Consider the following 22,923-nt stretch of genomic DNA (forward strand, 5'->3'; position numbering starts at 1 on the left):
ACGCGTCCGCTCGGAACGGAAATTAGCGTGTATCAGTCTTATTTTTAGTTTAATAGATATTAATAAAAAAATGACATTAGTGAAATTCCATCCCTTTCTCCTGTTTTATCTGAAACGTCCCTGATCCAGGTAATTCTTCAATCAAATTAGCACCAAACAAACTAGCTGGCGTATAACTACCTCCTGGTATGTCCGTATTAAGTACACGATTTACAACAGCGAGGGCACCAAAAACAGTCAAACTATATACATTCGCCGTTTCAATACGCACCGTCCGCGATTCGCCAGTCGCATTTCTTGCCTCACCCCAAATATAAGCTCGAGAATTTTGTCGAACCTCTTCATCAGGTCCACTAATTGAGCGATCCACCCATTTTCGTAAAGTTGCTTGTACAAATGAATTAGAAAAAATTGGGCGCATCCATTTCAGAGAACGAGCCCCGATTATTTTATAAGTAGGCATCGGAATCCATGTGCTAATATTTGGAATTCCGGTCGTATAAAACGCGGTCGAGACATCTCCCCATGGAATGGCCATTGCTGTTTTAGGTCCTTTGCCAAAGTTGATGGTACGATGCTTTTTGCCAAGAGGGAATTCGGTAATTACACCGTCCTGACGCTCTGAACTAGCGGATGAAAGACCTTGTATCATTGTTTTAAATGTACCTGGTGAAATGCCTGAATCGGATTCAAACCCAAGAGAAAGATGTGTGGCATTTGGAAGTAATTCCTTTAACTTAAGCGCCACACAATCTGTCGGTATTACATCAAAACCAACTCCTGAACAAATAACGATACCGGCTTCGACAGCTCGTTTATCCTGCTCATGTGCATGTTCAAATACACCGATTTCTCCAGTAATATCAAGATAATGGGCACCAACTGTCAGACAAGCTTCGATCATTGGAGCGCTCGTGATTGAAAATGGACCCGCGCAATGAAGCACCAAGTCAACTCCTGTAAGGCCTGACTCAATCTGTGTTGGTTCTTCCAATGAAAACACACGACCTTCAAGTTTCAGTTCAGTCGCTAGAGATTGGATTTCTCCTGAGTTACGTCCTGCTAAAATCGGTTTTAAACCACGTTCAACGGCCGTGCGTGCAATTAGTGCCCCGGTATATCCATTTGCTCCGTAAATCATCCATGTCTGATTCATTTTTAATCCTCCTATTTGAATATGTGGCAAAAACAAATAAATTTTTGATAAAATCTTTCAAAGTACGTTTAATAGGTTAAATTTTTGGTTAAACAGGTAGTACTTAAATAAGTATTTTATTCATATCAGTCAGTTTTATTATTGATATGGATCTTTATAAATGTAAATATTGTTTCATCTCTAGAAGCTACCAAATCAATGGGAGGTTATAAAATGTCACGAACAAGTACGGTTTATAAACAATATTTACTACTCAAACAAATTAATCTAAAAAAGAAAGACATGTATAACAAAGCAAAACAATTAGGTTTTACACATACTCTTGTCGTAGCGTGTAGTCAAGAGCTTGATCAATTGTTAAATAAGTACCAAGGTATATTTTCGTTTAAACGAGCAGGATGATTTCTTAGTTCATATTTGAAAATAACTATGTGAAACTACTTTTACTACTCTTCTAGATTACCTCATTCGCTTTATAAATCACCACTGAACTGATATTGAAGAAATGACGTTCACTAAGGAAAGAAAATTCAATGAGAATGTAAGAACCACTTTACTACTATCAAATCAATATTCTGTCCGTAAGTATTTCTTCGAGTGCTATGAATGTATCACCATCATTTTGAGTCTCTGCATTGTTATGTGTAAAATGGGTGTAGAAATATAATTGAAAAAAGGTGCATACATGAAACAATATATCGTCATAGGTGCTGGAATTCTAGGGGCATCAACCGCATATTATTTAGCTAAATCTGGTGCGAACGTTTTAGTTGTGGACAGGCAAGACGTAGGACAGGCAACTGACGCAGCTGCAGGAATCATTTGTCCATGGCTCTCTCAAAGGCGCAATCAAGCATGGTATTCTCTTGCGAAAAGTGGGGCCGCCTATTATGAAACGTTGATTAGAGACCTTGAAGAAGATGGAGAGGCGGATACTGGTTATAAGCAGGTAGGGGCCATTAATCTCCATTCAGATAAAGAGAAACTTCTTAAAATGGAAGAACGTGCAATTTCAAGACGGCAAGACGCTCCTGAAATTGGTTACGTGCGTCAAATCACACCCGATGAAACCGCTATATTATTTCCACCGGTATCAGAGAAATACGCTTCAGTCTATGTTAGTGGAGCTGCTCGGGTAAATGGCAGAGCCCTTCGACAAGCCCTAGTTAATGCAGCAAAAAAGCACGGCGCAACATTCGTTTATGGATCAGCTGAAATTGAACATAGCGATAAAACTGTAACAGGTGTTCGCGTCAACCAAGAGAGTTACGCTGCAGATTGTGTAATTGTTACAGCAGGAGCATGGGCAGATGAACTTTTAACTCCACTTGGTATTCACTTACAACTAACTGCTCAAAAAGCACAGATTGTTCATCTTCGGTTGGAAGATGTGCAAACGGGTGATTGGCCGGTAGTAATGCCACCAAATGATCAATACATTCTTACTTTTGATAATGGCCAAGTAGTAATTGGTGCCACACATGAGGATAATAAAAATTTCGATTTACGTGTCACTGCAGGAGGACTACATGAAGTTTTAGACAAAGCATTATCCATTGCACCAGGTTTAACTGATAGTACGTTTGTTGAAACGCGTGTTGGTTTTCGTCCATTCACACCCAATTTTCTACCAATCATTGGTGAGGTGCCAGGATACAAAGGTCTTCTCCTCGCAAACGGACTTGGGGCTTCAGGTTTAACGGTGGGGCCGTTTCTTGGTACTCAACTAGCGAAGCTCGCACTTGGTGAAGCTGTTGCAATTGATTTGGCACTTTACGATGTTGGAGCTGCAATCTCGTAATTCTAAAAAGTAGAGCACAAAAATGAGTAAGTTAATAGTTATTCATCTTAAAGAACCGAAGAGTCTAATTAGACTTCTCGGTTCTTTTCTACGTCTTCAACTGTCTCAATATGATGTTCTCCCCAAGCACACATGGCATCCAAAATCGGACGAAATGACCAACCATATTCAGTCGAGGAATAAATGACTTGCGGTGGAACTTTCTACTTCACATAATTCTATACTCAATTTTAAAATGGTGAACTTTTGTTGGAAATATAAGTGTTATTTCTTTTAGAGTAAAGTGTTAATGACAAGGGAATGCTTAGTTATATTCACTATAAAATCATGAGAGGAGAATTCTAAAATGAGTGAAAGAAAACCGCCACATCAACAAATGTCTGAAGAGAATAATGGTTTGACTGATGCACAAGAAGTTTTATACAACGAAGAATTTAACGAAGCAGATAAAGCATTAGGACTCGAAGGAGTAAAAGGCATCAAAAAGAAAGACAAGAAAGACAAGAAAGACAATGATAAATATCGAAACTAAAAAATCGGGCGAACGGGATTAAACTCTAGATTGACAAAAATATATGCAGCTTGAACTGGAATAAAGCGCGCCTGCGAACCGGAATAAATCACTTCCGAATAGGATTAAATCAAAATGAATAGGAAAGAGGCAAACCCAACTTTGGGAGTTGCCTCTTTTATCATCTACATAAATAAATTTCGGGGTGAGTTGTACTTAAAGAGGCATGTTGTTTGAATCCATCATGCTTTTGCCTGCACCATTTTTTGTTAATCCGCTTAATTGTCCTTTAAGTTTATTGCGAGAATCTTTATTACGCATTAGAAAAGCTGCGCCAAGTCCAAGTGCTGCCATTGCCATAGTATTTCGGTTCATTTTAAAACGCCTCCAATTTTATATGTCACATTTGTATAGTGTCCCAAATATAAAAAATTAATCGATTTTATTAGAAAAAATTAAATTTATATACAGTGTAAACGATATTTAAAATGACATAAAAATCCTAGAATTATAAGTAAAGCTTAGTCTAGTAGTTCTATTAGCAACTAATTTTAGTATGAAGTCCAATGTATTTTTAATCCAATTGTTGCATATTTATTTTAAACGGTTGTATCCCCGTAGTTTCTTCTTTATAATTACGCTATAATTCAGAAAATGTTTGGAAGTGTGATGATGAGGATAACATATTCACCACTTGGTGATGAAGCAATTGTAATTGAGGTTGGGCAAGAGATTACGAAAGAGGCAACTAACCTAGTAAGAGCAATTACTAAACTAGTAGAAGAGGCTTCGATTGACTCGGTAGTTGAAGTAATTCCTGCATTTACTACAGTCACTGTTTTTTATAAAGTTAGCGCTAAATGTCAATATGATGATATGAAGAACCTATTAACTAAATATATAGTCGGGATTAAAGATTTGGATTCAATACAACCACGCACCATTGAAATTCCGGTTTGTTATGGTGGAGAGCATGGGCCAGATCTTGAATATGTGGCGTCACATAATCAGTTAACTGTTGATGAAGTGATTGAGATACATTCTACAGGTACTTATGAAGTGAATATGATTGGCTTTGCGCCAGGATTTCCGTTTATTAGCGGAATGTCTGAAAAGATTGCAGCTCCTCGTAGAGCGACTCCTAGGCTTCGAATTCCTGCACGGTCAGTTGGTATTGCGGGCATGCAGACGGGTGTCTATCCAATTGAAACACCAGGTGGCTGGCAATTGATTGGTCGTACGCCAATGGAACTTTTCCTCCCAAATGAAAAGATACCAAGTTTATTACAAGCGGGAGACCAGATTGTCTTTAAGCCGATTTCTAAGGCAGAGTATGACCAATGGGAGGGGACAACCCATGCTACAGTTTGATAAAGACGGGTTACAAACGACTGTACAAGATCTTGGAAGAAGCGGTTTTCAAAAATATGGAGTAATTGCAAGTGGCGTCATGGACCCATATGCACATCGTCTTGCGAACATTTTAGTAGGCAATCAAGAAACTGAGCCCACGATTGAAATTACGTTACTCGGATCGCATAAGACGTTTCACGCTGATTGTTTATTCGCGCTGACGGGTGGAGATTTGTCACCTGCAATAGATGGAATACCAATTAAAATGTGGCGTCCCATTTTCGCGAAAAAAGGATGCAAGCTATCTTTCGGAAAGCCTGTTTCAGGGTGTCGTAGCTATTTAGCGGTTGCTGGTGGAATTGCTGTGTCTGAAGTCATGGGCAGTGGTTCTACTTACTTGCGAGCTGGAATTGGTGGATTTAATGGACGACCTCTAAAAAAAGGCGACGTCATTCCTATTGGTGAAACTTCAGAGTTTATAAAAGGTTGCATGGAGAATTTATCTAAAAGAGCGAATAAATCTTCCTTTATTCAAGTGGACTGGACGTTAATGGCTCAAGCTATTCCAATCTATAAATCGGAAACATCTGTGCGAGTAATGGATGGAAGACAAGTACATTTATTCGATGAAAAAAGTAGAGACGCTTTCTTGAATCAAGCTTTTCAAATTTCTTCAGATTCTGATCGGATGGGGTATCGCTTGAAAGGACCTGAACTTGCTTTAATCGAACCAAAAGAGTTGATATCTGAAGCGGTGTCTTTTGGTTCGATTCAAGTTCCACCTGATGGGCAACCCATAATATTAATGGCTGACCGACAAACGACTGGCGGCTATCCGAAAATTGGACAAGTCGCAACAATTGATTTACCAAAAGTGAGTCAATTAAAACCTGGAGAATTCATTCGCTTTGAAAAAATTTCACTTGAAGAAGCACAACAGGCACTGATAGAGGAACGAAGATTGATTGAGAAATTAACCCAATCAATCGCGCTGAAATTAAAGGAGTGCAAATGAATATGAAGTATCGTGTTGATTTGAATTGTGACATGGGCGAGAGCTTCGGCACGTATAAAATGGGAAATGATGAAGAAATTTTAGATTTTGTAACGTCTGCAAATATTGCCTGTGGTTTTCATGCTGGCGATCCCTCAACAATGCGCAAAACGGTCAAACTCGCTTTGGAAAAAGGCGTTGGAATTGGTGCACATCCAGGATTTCAAGATTTAACAGGCTTCGGACGAAGAAATTTACTCGTCTCTCCACAAGAGGCGTATGAACTCGTGGTTTATCAAATTGGAGCATTATACGGGTTTGTAAAAGCTGAAGGTGGTGTGATGCAACACGTCAAGCCACACGGGGCACTCTTTAACATGGCGGCTACAGATGCGGCTTTATCCGAAGCAATCGCCGAAGCAGTGTATGCGGTGAATCCAGAGTTAGTACTATTTGGTTTATCGGGCAGTGAGATTATCAAAGCAGGTACGAAGATTGGTTTACGTACAGCGAATGAAGTATTCTCGGATCGTACATATCAAACGGATGGAACACTGACCAGTCGAAAAGAAGCGAATGCATTAATTACAGACACCGATACTGCCATTCAACAAGTCGTACGAATGATTAAAGAAGGTGTTGTTACAAGTACAGTTGGAGCTGAGGTGTCTATTTTAGCTGACACTGTGTGTATTCATGGGGATGGGATACATGCTCTTGATTTTGCTCGACGTATCTCAGAAACATTAAAAAATTCTCAAATTGATGTACGGAAAATTCAGAATTTAAAATAAGTCTCAAAGGAGGTTACTCATGAAAGCTGAAACTAAACTAAAAAATACAAATCGCAGCGTATTACTCGGCGCTGCATTCTTAATGGCCACATCAGCCATTGGACCAGGATTTTTAACACAGACAACTGTCTTTACAGAGCAACTTCTTGCAAGCTTTGGATTCGTAATTCTGATTTCAATTATTATCGATATTGGTGCTCAACTGAACATTTGGCGAATTATTGCCGTTTCAGAAAAACGTGCACAAGATATTGCGAATGATTTATTGCCCGGTCTTGGTTATTTTCTCGCATTCTTAGTTGTTATGGGTGGTCTTGCCTTTAACATCGGAAATATCGCAGGGGCTGGACTCGGAACAAATGTATTATTTGGAATTTCGCCAGAATTAGGAGCGATTCTCAGTGGTATTCTCGCGATTGGTATTTTTATGGTACGTGAAGCGGGCAAAGCGATGGATAAATTCGCACAAGTATTAGGTTTCCTTATGATTGGATTAACAGTTTACGTAATGTTTACGGCAGCGCCTCCAGTTGGAGAAGCCGTTGTAAAAACCTTTGTGCCAGATAATATTAATATTTTGGCGATTGTTACGTTGGTAGGTGGAACCGTTGGTGGATATATTACATTTGCAGGTGGTCACCGTTTAATTGATGCAGGAATAAAAGGAAAAGAAGCATTACCTGAAGTGACACGTGGTTCCATATTTGCAATAGGGATAGCTTCTATCATGCGCATTTTCTTGTTCCTTGCCGTGTTGGGTGTCGTTTCTCAAGGTTTTAAGCTAGATCCTTCAAACCCACCAGCATCTGTTTTCCAATTAGCAGCTGGTAATTTTGGGTATAAGATTTTCGGGATTGTCATGTGGGCGGCCGCGGTTACTTCGGTAGTTGGCGCAGCGTATACGTCTGTTTCTTTTATTCGTACATTCCATCCATGGTTAGAGAAACACCATCAAAAAATTATCATTGGATTTATTGCAGTTTCAACAATAGTCTTTGTCTTTGTTGGTCGTCCAATCAGTATTCTTATATTCGTTGGATCGGTAAATGGTATGATTTTACCTATTGCATTAGGTGTTATGTTGATTGCGGCTTACAAAACAAAAATTGTTGGAGACTATAAGCATCCATTGTGGATGACCATATTCGGAGTAATAATTGTTGTTGCCATGGCTTGGATGAGTGGTTACACATTAATCAATGAAATTCCTAAACTATTTGTATAAAAAGGAGTCCTGTAAATGACAACACCTTTTGAAGTAAGAGGGAAGATGCGCAGTGGTGAGTTTACTTTGCCTACCTCTGGTTTGTGTGAAGATTATATTCAAGCAAATTTAGTCATTTTACCAAAGGATTTAGCATTTGATTTTCTATTGTTCTGTCAACGAAATCCGAAATCTTGTCCAGTTATTGATGTGACAGATGTTGGTTCCTATGTACCGAAGATGTCTGCACCACATGCTGATATACGTACAGACTTACCAAAATACCGTGTCTATAAAAATGGGGAAGTTGTAGACGAACCAACGGATATTAAAGAGTATTGGACTGACGATATGGTAGGGTTTCTTATTGGCTGTAGCTTTACATTCGAGGAAGCGCTAATAAAAAATGGTATCCCGATGAGACATAACGAAGAAGGCGTCAATGTGCCGATGTATAAAACGTCGATTCAAGCAGCGTCTGCAGGAAAATTCTCTGGACCAACGGTTGTCAGCATGCGTCCCATGAAAGAGAAAGACGTCATCCGAGCCGTTCAAGTAACAAGTCGATTCCCTTCCGTTCACGGTGCGCCGATTCATATTGGCAATCCGCAATCAATCGGCATTACAAATATCAATCAACCTGATTTTGGAGATGCCGTTACAATCAACGAAGGTGAAGTACCTGTGTTTTGGGCATGTGGTGTTACGCCCCAAGCTATCGCCATGCATATGAAACCACCATTAATGATTACTCATGCACCAGGTCATATGTTTATAACTGATTTAAAAAGTGAACATATTAGTGTGATTTAATTTGGTGTAGTATCTATATATTAACTATCTTGGAAGGACCGCTCAGTCAGGATTCGACTGAGCGGTCCTTTTTTCTGAAAAAGGTTCCGAATTTCTATGTATAGCAGACTGAGCGATATCTCAGTTGTAATTATTGGCTGTGACGTTGTAATTATAGAGGATGACGTTGTAAAAAAAGGCATCCACGTTGTAATAGTTGAATTTTGGAATGTGTTTTGACGATAATAATGTAAACACAATGTGGGGTTTTCGAAGGAATTGTCTACGTATGCTTTCAAGCCGGATGATGCATACTGTGTATTCTGCAAAACCCTTCTTTCAAATAAAGCAGAATAAATACTTTAAAATTAGAAACAAGCCGCCGAAATTGTATCTTCGGCGGCTTCCTTTCTAAGCAGTAAGTGTTCATTCACTAGTAAACCAAAATCAAAGACTGTAAACGTGAAGGTTGAAGGTGAGCGAAGGACGTACACCCGCCGCAAGATTGCCTTAAAAAAAGAAGAATGGTGATGTGACAAGGTCACATCCCATTCTTTGTACTCTCAAGGTTATAGGTGGCCATCCATAGCGACCCGGAAACCTGAGCCGATACAGTGGTAAGTGGTAATCTCTTATTGGAGGTTAGCTCATTTCTATTTCACACAACTAAAACAGGAGAGAAAAACTCTTTATACAACTCTTTCAGTATCTTCGTTTCGTCTTGTTTAAGGACACCGAATACAAGGCTAACTTCTGATGAACCTTGATTGATCATTTCGATATTAGCTCCAGTTCGTGAAATGGCAGTAGTAGCTCGTGCGGCCAAACCAGTTGAGTTTCTCATTCCTTCACCAACGATAACGACCATAGAGAAGTTGCTGCGAAAATTAACTTCGTCTGCCTGTAATTCGGTTTTCACACGATCGACAATGCGAGCTTCTTTATCGGGAGTTAACTGATAGCTGCGCAAAATGACTGATAGATTATCTATTCCAGAGGGAGTATGCTCATAGGAAATCTCTTCGTCTTCAAGAATTTGTAGCAGTTTACGGCCAAATCCGATTTCACGATTCATTAAATATTTACTGACAAAAAGCGTTGAAAATCCGCTATCGGCTGATATACCGGTCACTGGTCGGAAGGAACTCTCTCTTTCCGCTACAATCATTGTGCCAGGAGCTAAGGGGTTATTTGTATTTTTTATGCAAACAGGAACTGATTCTTTAAATGCGGGCATCAGTGCTTCATCATGAAGGACTGAGAAACCTGCATACGACAACTCCCGCATTTCACGGTACGTCATTTTGTCTATTTCCACAGGGTTATCAATAATTCTTGGATTAGCAACGAACACACAATCGACGTCAGTAAAGTTTTCATACAGTTTGGCTTTTACAGCAGCAGCCAAAATCGAGCCAGTAATATCTGAACCTCCGCGCTCAAATGTACGCAGTACGCCTTCTTCTGTATAACCAAAAAATCCAGGGAAGACAGTAATTGTTTCTTTATCTTTTAAAGCTGACAGTCTTGTGTAGGCTTCTGGAAGTGCTTGTGCGCGTTGCGGTAAGTCGTTAACAAGCAACCCAGCTTCTTTAGGGCTTACGTATTCCGCTTGAAGGCCGACCGTATTAAAATAAGCGGCAACAAGCTTTGCTAAATTATCTTCACCGCTAGCTTGTAATTGGTCTAAAAATAGCCTTGGATTTTCTTTATCTGATGCGAGACGATTGTGAAGATCCATTTTAATAATGTCTTGGATTTCGCAGCCAAGACCAAGACCATTTGCAATATTGTCATAGCGATCAATCACTTTGTTGAATTGTTCTTCGACATTTTCACCGCGCAGTGCTGCATGCGAGAGGCTGATAAGCAAATCAGTCACTTTTACATCATCTTCAAAGCGTTTGCCAGGTGCTGAGACTACTACTATTCTTCGTGATGGATCTGCTCTTACAATGGCCGCCACTTTTTTGATTTGTTGTGCACTTGCTACAGATGTTCCGCCGAATTTACACACTTTCATTCTATCAAGTCCCATCTCTATATTAATTGGTAAAAGGTTGTTTTAATTATTATATAATACTATAATGTCTTTATGAGAAAAACAAATGTTTTTTTACAGTGTACAAATCATGGGAGGAATTGTCAATGAAAAATGAAATTTCTATCGGCTTATTAGGCCTTGGAACAGTTGGAAGCGGAGTTGCAACTATATTACAGCAACACCAACAGGACTTGACTTATAAATTGGGAGTCCAAGTGTCCATTAAAAAGGTACTAATTAAAGATAAAAATAAAGAAAGACTCTCCTCTTTAGATCCAAATGTATTTACAACGGATGTCTGGGACATATTAGACGATCCTTCTATTGATATCATTGTGGAAGTGATGGGCGGAATCGAAGGTGCAAAGCATGCAATTGAAAGTGCACTTCGTTCAGGGAAGCAAGTAGTTACAGCTAATAAAGATGTGATGGCCGAACACGGTCACGAGCTATTAAAATTGGCTGATCTTGAAAAATGTGACTTGTTTTACGAAGCCAGTGTTGCTGGTGGCATACCGATTATCCGAACATTAGAAGACGGACTCGCATCAGACAGGATTTCTAGTCTAATGGGGATTGTTAACGGCACGACAAACTATATTTTAACGAAAATGAAACAAGAAAATATGAGCTATGAAACTGCTTTGGCGGAAGCAACACTATTAGGATATGCAGAATCAGACCCATCAGCAGATGTAGATGGTTTAGATGCTGCTCGCAAAATGGTCATCTTATCGTCACTGGCATTTTCGACGGAAGTACATCTTGATGACGTCTTGGTTAGAGGGATGAAAGACATTCAGGCCGGGGATTTGGAGCTCGCAGAAGGCTTTGGCTATACAATCAAAATGATTGGCTCATCGAAAAAAGATGAAGACGGCATTGAAGTAACAGTGGAACCAGTCTTTTTGGCCAATTCCCATCTGCTTGCTTCGGTCAACAATGAATTCAACGCCGTATATATTTATGGAGATGCAGTTGGAGAAACAATGCTATACGGACCAGGAGCAGGATCGCTACCTACAGCAACTTCAATCGTGTCGGACATTATCGCAGCTTGCCGAAATCTGCTGCTTGAAGTAAACGGTAAACGAGTGCACTCAGCTCAGCATGAACGAGTAATGAAATCCGATAACCGCCGATATTCAAAATATTTTCACCGTTTGCTCGTAAAAGATGAAGTGGGTATGCTGTCAAAACTGACGTCAATTTATAGTAATCATATGGCAAGCCTTCAATCGGTCATGCAGCATCCGGCTAAAAATGACGGTATGGCAGAAATCATTCTATTAACACATAAAATTTCTAGACAGCAGCATTTGGACATTATTGAAAATTTAGAAGGTACTGCAAGCGTCATCAGCCATTATCGTATTGAAGGGGAGGAATCAGTATGAATTGGCCAGGATTAATTGAACAATATAAAGAATGGCTTCCAGTGACGGACAACACACCCTCATTGACTTTGCAAGAAGGTAATACTCCTATGGTTCATTTAGGTAAATTATCTGAACAATGGGGAATCAATCTTCATGTGAAATTGGAGGGCGCAAACCCAACTGGTTCATTTAAAGACAGAGGCATGGTTATGGCAGTTGCAAAAGCAAAAGAAGAAGGGAAAACGGTTCTTCTTTGCGCTTCAACTGGCAATACTTCAGCATCGGCTGCAGCTTACGGAGCAAGAGCTGGCATGAGAACGATTGTGGTCATTCCAGAAGGCCGCATCGCACTCGGAAAACTTGCTCAGGCAAAAATGTATGGAGCGGAAATTCTAGCGATTAAAGGGAACTTTGACGAAGCACTTAACATGGTAAGAGAAGTGGGTCAGGAAGATGGCATCGCTCTTGTAAATTCTGTTAATCCATATCGTATAGAAGGTCAAAAAACAATCGCTTTCGAAATCATCGATCAGCTGGGTAAAGTACCAGATATTCTAGCTTTGCCAGTTGGAAACGCTGGAAATATTTCAGCTTCTTGGAAAGGTTTTAGCGAGTACGCAGCCAAAAAAGGAGGGAAACGACCTTCATTGCTGGGTGTGCAGGCGGCAGGAGCCGCTCCAATTGTCAATAATCAGGTCGTTGAAAACCCTGAAACAATCGCAACAGCTATCCGAATCGGCAATCCGGCCAGTTGGAATCTAGCGCTGACAGCACTAGACGAATCAAACGGTACAATCTTGTCTGTGACGGACGAAGAAATTCTTGAATCCTATCAAATGTTAGCTTCAACAGAAGGCATCTTTGCAGAACCTGCATCATGTGCGTCAATTGCGGGTATTAAAAAGCAAGTAGAGAACGGCATGCTCGAAAAAGGTTCGACAGTTGTCGCTATATTGACGGGAAATGGATTGAAAGATCCAGAAACAGCCATTTCAGTTAATCAACATAAAGATCTTCTCGTGCCGGAAGATATGGATCGCTTTTGGGAGGACTTGAAGAAAGGTGTGAAGGCATGAGCTGGAGAGAATTTTCAGTAACAGTGCCTGCATCAACTGCCAATCTCGGACCTGGTTTTGATTCGATAGGATTGGCGCTTGACCTTCATTTGTTGATCAATGTATCGGCTGCTTCAGAGTGGACAGTCGAATATGCAAATGCAGGATATCAGCATTTATCAAGTGGCTCTGATAATTTGATCGTGTCAACTGCCCAAGTGGTTGCTGACAAGTTTAATCATCAGCTCCCTGCTTCTAAACTTTATGTGGTAACAGATATCCCCCTTGGTAGAGGACTCGGTAGTAGCGCATCAGCCATCGCCGGAGGTATCGAAATTGCAGACCGTTTGCTTGGATTGGAATTGACAATAAAAGAAAAAGTAAAAATCGGCAGTGAAATGGAAGGCCATCCTGATAATGTTTCGGCGTCTTTTTTCGGCGGCTTGACGATTTCGTATGATGACGGAGTAGAGCTGGATGTAATTCATGTACCTGAAGTGGAAATAGGCGTCGTGATACTGGTGCCGTCTGAAGAATTTCTCACAACGGAGTCAAGAGGATTGCTACCAGAATTACTCGAACATAGTGTTGCAACGCGTGGGAGTAGTGCAGGTAATGTGTTATCAGCTGCACTTTCTTGTGGTGATTGGGAAACTGCTGGACGTATGATGGAAAAAGATACATTCCATGAACCTTTCCGTAAAAATAGATTTCCTGATTTCGAAGCAATTCGACATACATGTAAGGTGTTGGGGTCATACGGTTGCGCCATAAGCGGAGCAGGACCATCGCTTTTCATTGCTGTTAAAAAAGGGAATGAAGAAGAAATTAGCATTAAATTGAGAGACAAATTCCCCCATTACGAATGTCTCGTAACGAAACCTTCATCAGTAGGAATAGTTTCTTGTGAAATATAGGGCAGTGAATATTAAATGTACGAAGGATATTGTTACAGTAATATCATCGCAGTTTATAAAAACAACTATGTACCCTTGGTCGGTAAGAATTCGACTAAGAGGTACTTTTTTATGTTAAAATTATCGGTAGAGGGTATGTTTGAATTTTTTAAAGTGCCCGCTTTTCCTCTATCTACTTGTTCTACTCAAATTGTCTCCTAAAGTGATAATTTGGATAAAATAAACAATAAGGTTTGAACATAAAAATTAGTTTTCAATAAAAGGAGGTTTTCGCATGAAATTTGTCAAATCAAAAATGATGCAACTTGTAAAAGAGAACGAAGAGTTGAAAATACGCTTAAAGTCTATCATGACGGAACATGAGCTTGAAAAAACGTTAGCATTAAAAGCGATGTACCATTCCGAAGTAGTAGAAGGAAAGTTTCAAGGACTATACCAAGAACTCTTTAAAGGGTAATTGCTTAATTGTATACAGCAGGTATGTTAGACTTTTTGCAGGAATGGTTTTCCATTAAGTTGATGGAAATATTTCAATTCAGATCAAAAGGAGCTCGAGCATATGAAAATATTCGTAGTAGGGGCAACTGGACAAATTGGAAAACATCTTATCAACCTTATACAAAAAAGTGAGCAACATACAGTACGCGCAATGGTCCGAAAACAAGAGCAGGCAGACGAGTTGGGACAACAAGGCGTTGATGCTGCAGTTGCAAGTTTGGAAGGTAGTGTGCAAGATATCGCTAATGCAGCAAAAGGGTGTGACGCGATAGTCTTCACTGCAGGTTCCGGCGGGCATACAGGTTTAGACAAGACTTTGCTAATTGATTTAGATGGCGCAGCTAAAACTGCAGAGGCTGCTGAACAAGCAGGCATCACTCGATTTGTACTTGTCAGTGCACTTCAAGCTAACAAGCGTGAAAACTGGAATCAAGAGATGGTTCCGTATTACGTAGCGAAACATTATGCAGATAAAATGGTCGAACAAAGTAGTTTGGATTATACCATTATTCGTCCAGGTGGCCTTTTAAATGAACCAAGTACAGGTAAGGTATCGGCTTCAGAAAACCTTGAAAGAGGCTCTATTGCTCGTGAGGATGTTGCAAAAACAATTTTTGCTTCATTGAACTCACAACATACCGTTAAGAAATCATTTGACCTTATTAGTGGAGAAACAGGCATTGAAGAAGCACTAGAAAATTTATAATAGAACAAAACTCCAAGTCATGGCTAATTGTGACTTGGAGTTTTTCTATTTAGTAAGGGTGAACTATTTTTCAATAGTAAAGATTATTTAAAAGAATTTGTAGTTTTTGCAGGAGAACTTAGCATCCCTTTTTGTACACTTAATGACAATTTCCCCAAACATGACATGTGTCATACAACTGTTATGATACATACCCCTAGTCAAAAATTAATATCCTCCCCATACTAGTAGACTAACAGCAATCTACTTTACTTTTGAAACCTATAGAAGTAAGGGGTTACTGAATTTAGTCTATTTACTCAAAAAGGAGTCACTACATATGAAACAGTCAAAAATTGCATGGGTTACAGATTCAACTGCAACTCTATCAACAGAATTTATTAAACAACATCATATTTATGTTGTCCCTCTATATGTTATCTTCGGCGAAACCGCTTACAGGGAAAATGTCGATATTAAATCGGAAGCATTTTACAAAAAGCTCGCCTCCGCCAAAGCATTGCCGAAAACATCGCAGCCATCTCCAGGAGAAATGATTGAAATTTTTAAAGAAATTAAGAAAAATTATGATCACGTAATTGCCATTCACGTAACAGGATCACTTACAGGAGCATACAGTGGTGCGATTTCAGCAGCTAAAGAAACGGGCGTAGATGCTTTTGTACTCGACTCTCAAATTGGCTCGTTTCCGTTAGGGAAGATGGTGGAACGGGCGGTTGCTCTGGAACAACAAGGAAAAACATTTGATGAAATTGTCTCTGTAATTAAGACCCTACCTGCAAAGGGACGTCTGTTTTTGACACCAGGAAGTCTCGAACAACTTCACAAAGGTGGACGTGTCACAGGAACTCAAACAGTTATTGCTACACTTTTAAATATGAAAGTTGTGCTTAAATTTGATAAAGGAAAAGCAATACTTTCCGACAAAGTACGCAGCCATAAACGCGCAATCGCAAAAATGGTAGACTATTTAGAAACAGAAATAGATCATGTAAAGGAAGTTACAGTTATTCACGCTGATAATTTAAAAGAAGCAACTCACTGGAAGAGCATACTTCAAAATCAATTCCCGGACATTGCATTTTATATTACCGAATTGAGCCCAGTACCTGGCACACATGCAGGCAGAGGCACCGTAGGGTTAGCATGGCTAGGTGAGTAAGTAATATAGAGTCGTCATAACCTGAGACAAGGGGATGACGACTTTTTTTTGTCTTTTTACATCATAAATCAGAATATTTCAGTGTATTTTTCAAATACTTATGTACGAAATAATTCAGGAGTCGGCACTATTGATAAAGTAGTGTTAAAATATGATGAAAACCCTAATAAAGGATCAAAACTATAATGGTTTAAATGCAACTAGTAAGAAACTCGTTGATAAATTAGCTATTTATAAGTATAAAGACGCCAAGCTATCATCGCATTAAACATTTAAAGGGGTGTATATAAGATGTATCAAAAAATCTTATTGGCAGCAGATGGATCGGATCACTCAATTCGCGCAACAAAAGAAGCAATAAAAATAGCTTCTCTTAACTCTAACTCTATAATAACCGTCGTATTGGTAGCAGATTACGCGAATGCAAAGAGTGACGTTCTTCATAGTGGAAGTTCTTTTGAACTGGATATGAAACGTAGAAAAAAACTAATGCCTGTTGAGGACTTACTAAAGCAAGAAAAAATCAGCTATTCAGTGGAAATCCTTCGTGGAGAACCAGGGCCAGCTATTGTCGAGTATGCTAACAAACAACAATATGAAGTCTTGGTTATTGGTAGTCGTGGTTTAAATGCATTACAAGAAATGGTACTAGGAAGTGTTAGTCATAAAGTGGTTAAACACGCAGACTGTCCAGTTCTCATGGTGAAATAATCTGAAAAAATGTTAAAAAGAGTGATTCGTGTTTAATGCGAATCACTCTTTTTAATTTATTTAAGAAAAGCGTCCGGGAAACCAGGTCGATACTAAAAAATAGTTCAAATTTAAACAAAATGCGTAGAATATTTTAGAGAAGTGAAGAAAATAGTGTTACTTTTTCAGCCGTATTGCTAATATTGCTCGGTTTTTCAATGAATTTTAAGGTGAGCTGTTGCTCAGTTGTAAAAATTGGCGTTCAAGTTGGAATAGATAAAATATGGAAATTAATACTTCCGGCTCGCTGGTAATTGAGGCATTGAAAAACTCCTCATGAAACAAAAAGCATCGTAATAATTAAAATTTCAAAGTTCTCCAAAACAGTGTATAAACTATCATTACTTTTTCAGTATTATTACCTATTAATTTCTTAAAAGTACAAGCGTGTTCCAGGGTTACTATTATTTTGAGTTAAATTTAAACATGTATTTATCAATTATTATCACTATACTATTTGTAAGAGCTTTACAAAGGAGGCAATCAAGTGAAAATTGTTATTAGTCCGGACTCATATAAGGGAAGCTTGTCAGCAGTTGAAGTTGCACAAGCAATGGTAGCAGGAATTAGGGCTTTTGATCAGTCGATTGAAACACTCATATTGCCAGTAGCTGATGGTGGTGAAGGCACACTAGAAAGTCTAATCAGTGCTACAAAAGGAAGAACTGTGTCAGTCATTGTACATGACCCTCTTGAAAGAAAAATATGTGCTGAATACGGAGTTTTAGGTGATGAAGAAACATGTGTAATTGAAATGGCAAAAGCATCTGGTATAACCCTTTTACATACAGAAGAAAGAAATCCACTTATAGCAACTTCATTTGGTACTGGGGAGTTAATAAAAAATGCATTAGATGCAGGTTTTCGAAAGTTTATTGTTGGGATAGGTGGTAGCGCAACTAACGATGGTGGCATGGGAATGCTGAAAGCTCTTGGCATGAAGTTTCAATCTCAAAATGGTGAAGATCTTTCGACGGGTGGAGGTGCACTCGGCAATTTGGCATACATCGACCTAGCAGATTTTGATTCTCGTATTAAAGAGTCAGAGTTTATCATTGCATGTGACGTAAATAATCCGTTTATTGGACCCAATGGTGCTTCATTTGTATTTGGTCCCCAAAAAGGCGCCACCGAAAAGATGGTTTCTCTCTTAGATCACAATTTGAAAATATTTGCAGATGTAATTGAACAAACAAATGGCCTATCGATTCATCATCGACAAGGAGCTGGTGCAGCAGGAGGATTAGGTGGCGCAATTCAAGCTTTTTTTCCTTACATAATGAAACCTGGGATTGAAGTAGTGATGGAGGCAGTCGAGTTTCGTGAACGCATAATAAACGCTGATCTAATCATTACAGGAGAAGGTAGATCCGACGAACAAACCCTCTCTGGAAAAGCACCATATGGAGTTGCGAAAGTAGCAAGGGAACTTGGCATTCCCGTCATGTTATTGTCTGGTTACTTAACACCATCAAGTAAAAAGTGTTTGACTCCACATTTCGACATTATTGAAAGTGTGGTAAATGATGTCGTTTCACAAAAAGAATCAATGGAACATGCGGCTCATTATATAAAAATTCATACGCATCAAATGATTTCATCTTATATAGAATTAAAGAAATAAGAACGTTATTTTTCATTCATTCCTCCGACACTTTGTCCAAATGAATAAGCTGATTTAGAAGCGTGAGAAGTCTAGTTTCAATCATATGCTTTTAAAAGATATCCTATCTTATGTCCTATTACTAACATTACTAAATGTATGGATAGGTTAGCTTAAAAGGGGCAAGAATAGTTCTATAGTGTGTTCTGAATTTTTTTGAAATAACACCAATTTATTAGAAACCACACTAAGAATGAGGAGGAATAAAAAATGAAAAAACTATATACGTCTACTGTAACGGCAATTGGGGGACGTGAAGGACGCGTTCGTTCTGAGGATGGCGTTCTGGACATTCCCTTGGCTATGCCTGGTGTGAAAAAAGAGACAACAAATCCGGAGCAACTTTTTGCGGCTGGCTATGCTGCTTGTTTCGATTCTGCATTGAATTTGGTTGCACAACAAGAAAAAATTGAACACGGTGGATCGGAAGTCACAGCTCATGTTACGCTAAATCAAGACACTGATGGCTATTCACTTTCCGTTAAACTAGATGTACTTGTCCGTGATGTGGAGATGGAAGTTGCTCAAAATCTTGTGGATTCTGCACATAAAGTGTGCCCATATTCACGCGCAACAAAAGATAACGTCACTGTAGAAGTTGAAAGTCGAATTGCGTAGTCCTTATTATTTGAGAACATTGCACACAAATGACCCTACTTCTTATTAAGGAGTAGGGTCATTTTTTCAGTAGCTATTTCTTATTTAAATTGTTATTTTAATTATAATGAGTTGGTTCGTTTATTCATAAGTAATCATTTCGAATGGCTTCTTCTTGTTCAGAGAGTGATATTACTTTATTGTCTCCACCGAGAGTAATTATATGCATTGAATCCACTTCTTCATCCATGCCTTCTTCGTCCTCATCATCATATAATTCGTTGTAGTTAGCATGGTCACCTTTAAGGTCGGATGGTGTTTCAGATGTACCGTACTGGGCGACTTCCTGAAAACTGTCCTCATAATCTCTGACACCATCACTTTTATGACGTTCGGCAAAAGAGTTATCGTTTGCTGGTATCAAAATTTGTTCTTCAGAAGGTCGATCTAAAGGAATCGTTTTCTCCGCATGCTCAATACAACGGGTCGTATATGGAAGAGCTTCTAAGCGCTCGTAAGGAATGCTTTCTCCGCAATCATCACAAACTCCATACGTTCCATTTTTCATGGCTTCAAGGGCATGATTCACTTTTTCTAATTCAGAATGCTCATGAACCTTAATTGCCATATCTTTCTCACGTTCATAAAGCTCTGTACCTAAATCAGCAGGATGGTTATCAGCTGTTGAAAGTTCACCTGTCGTATCACGAATATTACCTTGCTCTATGAAAGGATTGTCCTCATGATTCTCCAACTGAATTTTCTGGGCTAACAGGTCTTTCTTTAGCTCTGATTTTTGTTTGTCGGTAAGTATACGATCACATCCTTTATTTTTAATCATTAATAGTATGAGCGTTTTAAGCTAGACTTATTAATAAAGAACATGATTAAACAATTTTTATAAATAGTAAGAAGTTATTTCGAGTTTTTCTTCTATATTTTCTTTTAATAAATTGCGGCTATTCAACACAGTTCTCACTGTTTTCAGCACTGAATATTAAAATAACAGGTGCCTGGGTGATTAATAGCAATCTTCATGGAAACTTGAAAAGCACATAAGCTCCTCAGCTCTGTTATTCAATCAGGGAATATCAGTTTGAACTTTTAACAAAGTTAAAAATATGTAAAATAGTATTTGTAATATTCAGTTATTTAATATATAATTCTATTAAATAAACGGCTAGCTTTACTTTTTTTTTTTCGATTTTAGTACCCATAAGACAAATATCTTTAATGTCAGTAGTTCCTAAATACGATCAGGGAGGTGCTGTTTTCTTTGTCTCATTCTTTAGGGTGACTTCATTAGTTGGACGGTTTTTTATGATTTAATGTTGAAGACACTTTGTCTGAGACGCTCGATACTAATTGGCAAATACAAGATTTAAGAATTCTCGAGTATTGTGACAGCTTATTTTAGATATGAATGAATAATAAAGCCGTTTACATAATATAGTTTTCTTAGAGAACCGAAGGGAGAGGGTTTCATTTGAAAAAAATGTTTAAATCTTTTTTGATACTTTTAGTAATCAGTTTAGTATTTTCTACCTCAGCATTTGCAAAGAATGATAATGGAAAGAATTCACTCGTTTCATTAGGGGATTCTATCCCGTTTGGATACAATCTCGATGCTACTAATGATGACCCATCAAAAAAAGCATTTCCGTTTTTAATGGGGAAAGAAGCCGATTTAAGAGTCAATAATCTAGGTATTCCTGGTTTGACGACGGGTGGCATGCTCAATCTATTACAAAATAACCAAAAATACCGTCAGGCCGTCAAACATGCAGACTATATTACTCTTAATATAGGGAGCAATGATTTAATAGCTGCATTACCTGATTTACAGCTAGCCTATTTTTTAAGTGAAGGCAATCCTGCTTTGTTCCAAAATTTCTTAATTGATTACTTTGCAATCAGTACTATTTTTACTAATCTAAATGCAACCATAGCCGAGATCAGAAATCTGAGTGATGCACCTATTGTAATTCACAATATTTACAATCCAATTCAAGAAGTAAATGCTTTTGCAGATAGTGTACTTTCGCTAATAAACGGGAATATAAGTTCCTTAGTCTCGGAAGAAAATAACGTATTTCTTGCAGACGCTTATGCGGCCTTCGATAATAATCAAGGCAATTACGTCATTGCAGGCGAAGTTCATCCTACCGTTGCCGGACATGTGAAACTGGCTGAAATTAGTTTAGCAGCATTGGGGTTAAACTAAAAAGGAAAGAAGAAGAAGGTCAAATAACACGTAATTGAATTTTTATGTGGAAGTTAAAACTATAAAATTTCTTTGTTAATTGATATTGTTGTTTGAAAAAAGAAGTGACGGATTCAAACCCGCAGGATTTCCTTTACGAAGAACGACGAACCAAGTGACAACGTCACTTGGTTCGTCGTCTTAAAGGTTATGATGCCGCAGGTTTCCCCATTCAAAGTGACCTAGAAACTCTTATCGTTACGGTGTGGAAGAATCCTGTTTTCATTTATTTTTTTGTAAATTACTTTACATAATTTTTACAATATTTTAAAATAGCAAATTAATTTTCTACTGTATAATAAGGCGGAAACAGAAAATAACTTGCCAACGTACTAAAGGAGATAAAATGAAATATAATCGATTGACTACACTAATAAATTATTTAGAGTTTCTAAATTCTAAACGTACTAGTCATTTTCAAGAATTTAAAAAGAATGAAGAATTTAAGAGACTTATGCAAGCTGAAAAAATAAAAACATTCTTTCAACCAATCGTTTCATTAGATAAAGAGGAAACAGTTGGTTTTGAAATTCTCAATCGTCCTCAAAGTACAGCTCTATTTCCAACAACTGAAAAGTTTTATGATTATGTAGGTCAAAGTGATAATGTTTTTATGGTGGAAGGTTTTTTGCGTAATCTTTCTCTTGAGCGATATGCAGAACAGTTGGATCAAACCCAAGGTCATAAAAAACGATTAATTTTCCTCAATATACAGCCCCAGGTTTTAGCTGATCCAGCTTATCGTAGTGGGAAAACGCTAGAAATATTGTCAAAATATAATCTCTCTCCGAATCAAATCGTATTAGAACTAACGGAAAAAGAGGCAGTAATCGATTATAATCAATTTGAAAAAATAATAGAGAATTACAGGCAACAAGGTTTTCGGATTGCCGTGGATGATGCAGGAACGGGATATAACAGTTTAAAAACGCTTGTTTATTTAAAACCGGAATTTATTAAGATTGATAAGTCTCTTATTAGAAATATTAGTGATCAACCTGAGCAACAGCATTTAGTTGAACTTTTATTAGAATTTGCATTACAATCGAAAACTGAAGTAATTGCTGAGGGTATAGAGACTTTATCAGAACTAAGATATTTACAGAATCTTGGTATTCAAATGGGGCAAGGATATGCTCTTGGAAAACCAACTCCCACTTTAAGTTCTGGTTATTTCCCATTAACGAAATTCCCTATTGTTAGACCAATTAATCTAATATATGGAGCAAACTAAATCAATTTTAATTAATATATAGAAACAGAAAAACCCATCACTGAGACAAA

At 38.4% G+C, this 22,923-nt stretch carries 23 protein-coding genes and 1 pseudogene; 19 read left to right on the forward strand and 5 right to left on the reverse strand.

All coding sequences use genetic code 11. The features are described from left to right. Window positions 1-76: 76 nt before the first annotated feature. Complete coding sequence (locus tag C406_RS0105630) at window positions 77-1,156, reverse strand: saccharopine dehydrogenase family protein (protein ID WP_017379621.1); 1,080 nt, start codon at window positions 1,154-1,156, stop codon at window positions 77-79. 213 nt (window positions 1,157-1,369) lie between these two features. Between C406_RS0105630 and C406_RS0105635 the strand changes: the two genes are divergently transcribed. Together C406_RS0105635 and C406_RS0105640 are read left to right on the forward strand one after the other, a co-directional pair. After that, complete coding sequence (locus tag C406_RS0105635) at window positions 1,370-1,558, forward strand: aspartyl-phosphate phosphatase Spo0E family protein (protein ID WP_017379622.1); 189 nt, start codon at window positions 1,370-1,372, stop codon at window positions 1,556-1,558. 283 nt (window positions 1,559-1,841) lie between these two features. Continuing rightward, complete coding sequence (locus C406_RS0105640) at window positions 1,842-2,957, forward strand: NAD(P)/FAD-dependent oxidoreductase (protein ID WP_026045618.1); 1,116 nt, start codon at window positions 1,842-1,844, stop codon at window positions 2,955-2,957. A 68-nt stretch (window positions 2,958-3,025) separates the two neighbouring features. Here C406_RS0105640 and C406_RS20135 read toward each other — a convergent pair. Further along, window positions 3,026-3,160: pseudogene (locus C406_RS20135) on the reverse strand (winged helix-turn-helix transcriptional regulator); the annotation flags it as partial. A gap of 143 nt (window positions 3,161-3,303) precedes the next feature. Between C406_RS20135 and C406_RS0105645 the strand changes: the two are divergent. Then, window positions 3,304-3,489 carry a YfhE family protein gene (locus C406_RS0105645; RefSeq protein ID WP_017379624.1) on the forward strand — a complete coding sequence of 62 codons (186 nt, stop codon included), beginning with the start codon at window positions 3,304-3,306 and terminating at the stop codon, window positions 3,487-3,489. 195 nt (window positions 3,490-3,684) lie between these two features. Here the strand turns inward: C406_RS0105645 and C406_RS20665 are convergent, their stop codons facing one another. After that, window positions 3,685-3,843 (reverse strand): hypothetical protein, encoded by a 159-nt coding sequence (locus C406_RS20665; protein ID WP_017379625.1) that lies wholly within the window; start codon window positions 3,841-3,843, stop codon window positions 3,685-3,687. Between the two features lie 297 nt (window positions 3,844-4,140). On the opposite strand from C406_RS20665, the gene pxpB reads away from it, so the two are divergent. Genes pxpB through C406_RS0105675 form a run of 5 tightly spaced genes read left to right on the forward strand, consistent with a single transcriptional unit; the run spans window position 4,141 to window position 8,626 of the window. After that, on the forward strand, window positions 4,141-4,839 hold the full coding sequence (pxpB, locus tag C406_RS0105655; RefSeq protein ID WP_017379626.1) for a 5-oxoprolinase subunit PxpB: 699 nt from the start codon (window positions 4,141-4,143) through the stop codon (window positions 4,837-4,839). Further along, entirely contained in the window at window positions 4,826-5,836 is a 1,011-nt protein-coding gene (locus tag C406_RS0105660) for a biotin-dependent carboxyltransferase family protein (RefSeq protein ID WP_017379627.1), read from the forward strand. The genes pxpB and C406_RS0105660 overlap by 14 nt, the downstream gene beginning before the upstream one ends. A 2-nt stretch (window positions 5,837-5,838) precedes the next feature. Then, the gene (locus C406_RS0105665) at window positions 5,839-6,609 is read left to right on the forward strand and encodes a LamB/YcsF family protein (protein WP_026045619.1); all 771 of its coding nucleotides are present in this window, start codon (window positions 5,839-5,841) and stop codon (window positions 6,607-6,609) included. Between the two features lie 19 nt (window positions 6,610-6,628). Beyond that, window positions 6,629-7,834 carry an NRAMP family divalent metal transporter gene (locus C406_RS0105670; RefSeq protein ID WP_017379629.1) on the forward strand — a complete coding sequence of 402 codons (1,206 nt, stop codon included), beginning with the start codon at window positions 6,629-6,631 and terminating at the stop codon, window positions 7,832-7,834. Window positions 7,835-7,849: 15 nt separating this feature from the next. Continuing rightward, window positions 7,850-8,626, forward strand: coding sequence for a putative hydro-lyase (locus C406_RS0105675; protein ID WP_017379630.1), 777 nt, complete (start codon window positions 7,850-7,852; stop codon window positions 8,624-8,626). Between the two features lie 637 nt (window positions 8,627-9,263). Here the strand turns inward: C406_RS0105675 and C406_RS0105680 are convergent. After that, window positions 9,264-10,628 (reverse strand): aspartate kinase, encoded by a 1,365-nt coding sequence (locus tag C406_RS0105680; RefSeq protein ID WP_017379631.1) that lies wholly within the window; start codon window positions 10,626-10,628, stop codon window positions 9,264-9,266. Window positions 10,629-10,753: 125 nt separating this feature from the next. Here C406_RS0105680 and C406_RS0105685 point away from each other — a divergent pair, with 125 nt between their 5' ends. The 9 genes from C406_RS0105685 (at window position 10,754) to C406_RS0105730 (ending at window position 19,397) form a co-directional block, all read left to right on the forward strand. After that, window positions 10,754-12,046 (forward strand): homoserine dehydrogenase, encoded by a 1,293-nt coding sequence (locus C406_RS0105685; protein WP_017379632.1) that lies wholly within the window; start codon window positions 10,754-10,756, stop codon window positions 12,044-12,046. After that, window positions 12,043-13,104 (forward strand): threonine synthase, encoded by a 1,062-nt coding sequence (gene thrC, locus C406_RS0105690; RefSeq protein WP_017379633.1) that lies wholly within the window; start codon window positions 12,043-12,045, stop codon window positions 13,102-13,104. Before C406_RS0105685 ends, thrC begins: the two co-directional genes overlap by 4 nt. Continuing rightward, window positions 13,101-14,000 (forward strand): homoserine kinase, encoded by a 900-nt coding sequence (gene thrB / locus C406_RS0105695; protein ID WP_017379634.1) that lies wholly within the window; start codon window positions 13,101-13,103, stop codon window positions 13,998-14,000. Before thrC ends, thrB begins: the two co-directional genes overlap by 4 nt. 274 nt (window positions 14,001-14,274) lie before the next feature. Continuing rightward, entirely contained in the window at window positions 14,275-14,457 is a 183-nt protein-coding gene (locus C406_RS0105700; RefSeq protein WP_017379635.1) for a hypothetical protein, read from the forward strand. A 102-nt stretch (window positions 14,458-14,559) separates the two neighbouring features. After that, entirely contained in the window at window positions 14,560-15,204 is a 645-nt protein-coding gene (locus C406_RS0105705; RefSeq protein WP_017379636.1) for an SDR family oxidoreductase, read from the forward strand. A gap of 319 nt (window positions 15,205-15,523) precedes the next feature. Continuing rightward, window positions 15,524-16,366, forward strand: coding sequence for a DegV family protein (locus C406_RS0105710; protein ID WP_017379637.1), 843 nt, complete (start codon window positions 15,524-15,526; stop codon window positions 16,364-16,366). Window positions 16,367-16,657: 291 nt separating this feature from the next. After that, window positions 16,658-17,077, forward strand: a complete 420-nt coding sequence (locus C406_RS0105720; protein ID WP_017379639.1) for a universal stress protein — start codon at window positions 16,658-16,660, stop codon at window positions 17,075-17,077. A 526-nt stretch (window positions 17,078-17,603) separates the two neighbouring features. Further along, window positions 17,604-18,740 (forward strand): glycerate kinase, encoded by a 1,137-nt coding sequence (locus C406_RS0105725; protein WP_017379640.1) that lies wholly within the window; start codon window positions 17,604-17,606, stop codon window positions 18,738-18,740. Window positions 18,741-18,989: 249 nt separating this feature from the next. Then, a complete protein-coding gene (locus tag C406_RS0105730) occupies window positions 18,990-19,397 on the forward strand; it encodes an organic hydroperoxide resistance protein (RefSeq protein WP_017379641.1) in 408 nt (135 codons plus the stop codon). Between the two features lie 124 nt (window positions 19,398-19,521). On the opposite strand, the gene C406_RS0105735 is transcribed toward C406_RS0105730, so the two are convergent. Continuing rightward, the gene (locus C406_RS0105735) at window positions 19,522-20,217 is read right to left on the reverse strand and encodes a TraR/DksA C4-type zinc finger protein (RefSeq protein WP_017379642.1); all 696 of its coding nucleotides are present in this window, start codon (window positions 20,215-20,217) and stop codon (window positions 19,522-19,524) included. 654 nt (window positions 20,218-20,871) lie between these two features. Between C406_RS0105735 and C406_RS0105740 the strand changes: the two genes are divergently transcribed. Both C406_RS0105740 and C406_RS0105745 read left to right on the forward strand, forming a co-directional pair. Beyond that, window positions 20,872-21,600, forward strand: a complete 729-nt coding sequence (locus tag C406_RS0105740; RefSeq protein ID WP_237740519.1) for an SGNH/GDSL hydrolase family protein — start codon at window positions 20,872-20,874, stop codon at window positions 21,598-21,600. 385 nt (window positions 21,601-21,985) lie between these two features. Further along, the gene (locus C406_RS0105745; protein WP_017379644.1) at window positions 21,986-22,873 is read left to right on the forward strand and encodes an EAL domain-containing protein; all 888 of its coding nucleotides are present in this window, start codon (window positions 21,986-21,988) and stop codon (window positions 22,871-22,873) included. Window positions 22,874-22,923 lie beyond the last annotated feature (50 nt).

Origin of the sequence: Paenisporosarcina sp. TG-14, from assembly GCF_000297555.1 — a bacterium.
In the GTDB taxonomy this organism is placed as follows: domain Bacteria; phylum Bacillota; class Bacilli; order Bacillales_A; family Planococcaceae; genus Paenisporosarcina; species Paenisporosarcina antarctica.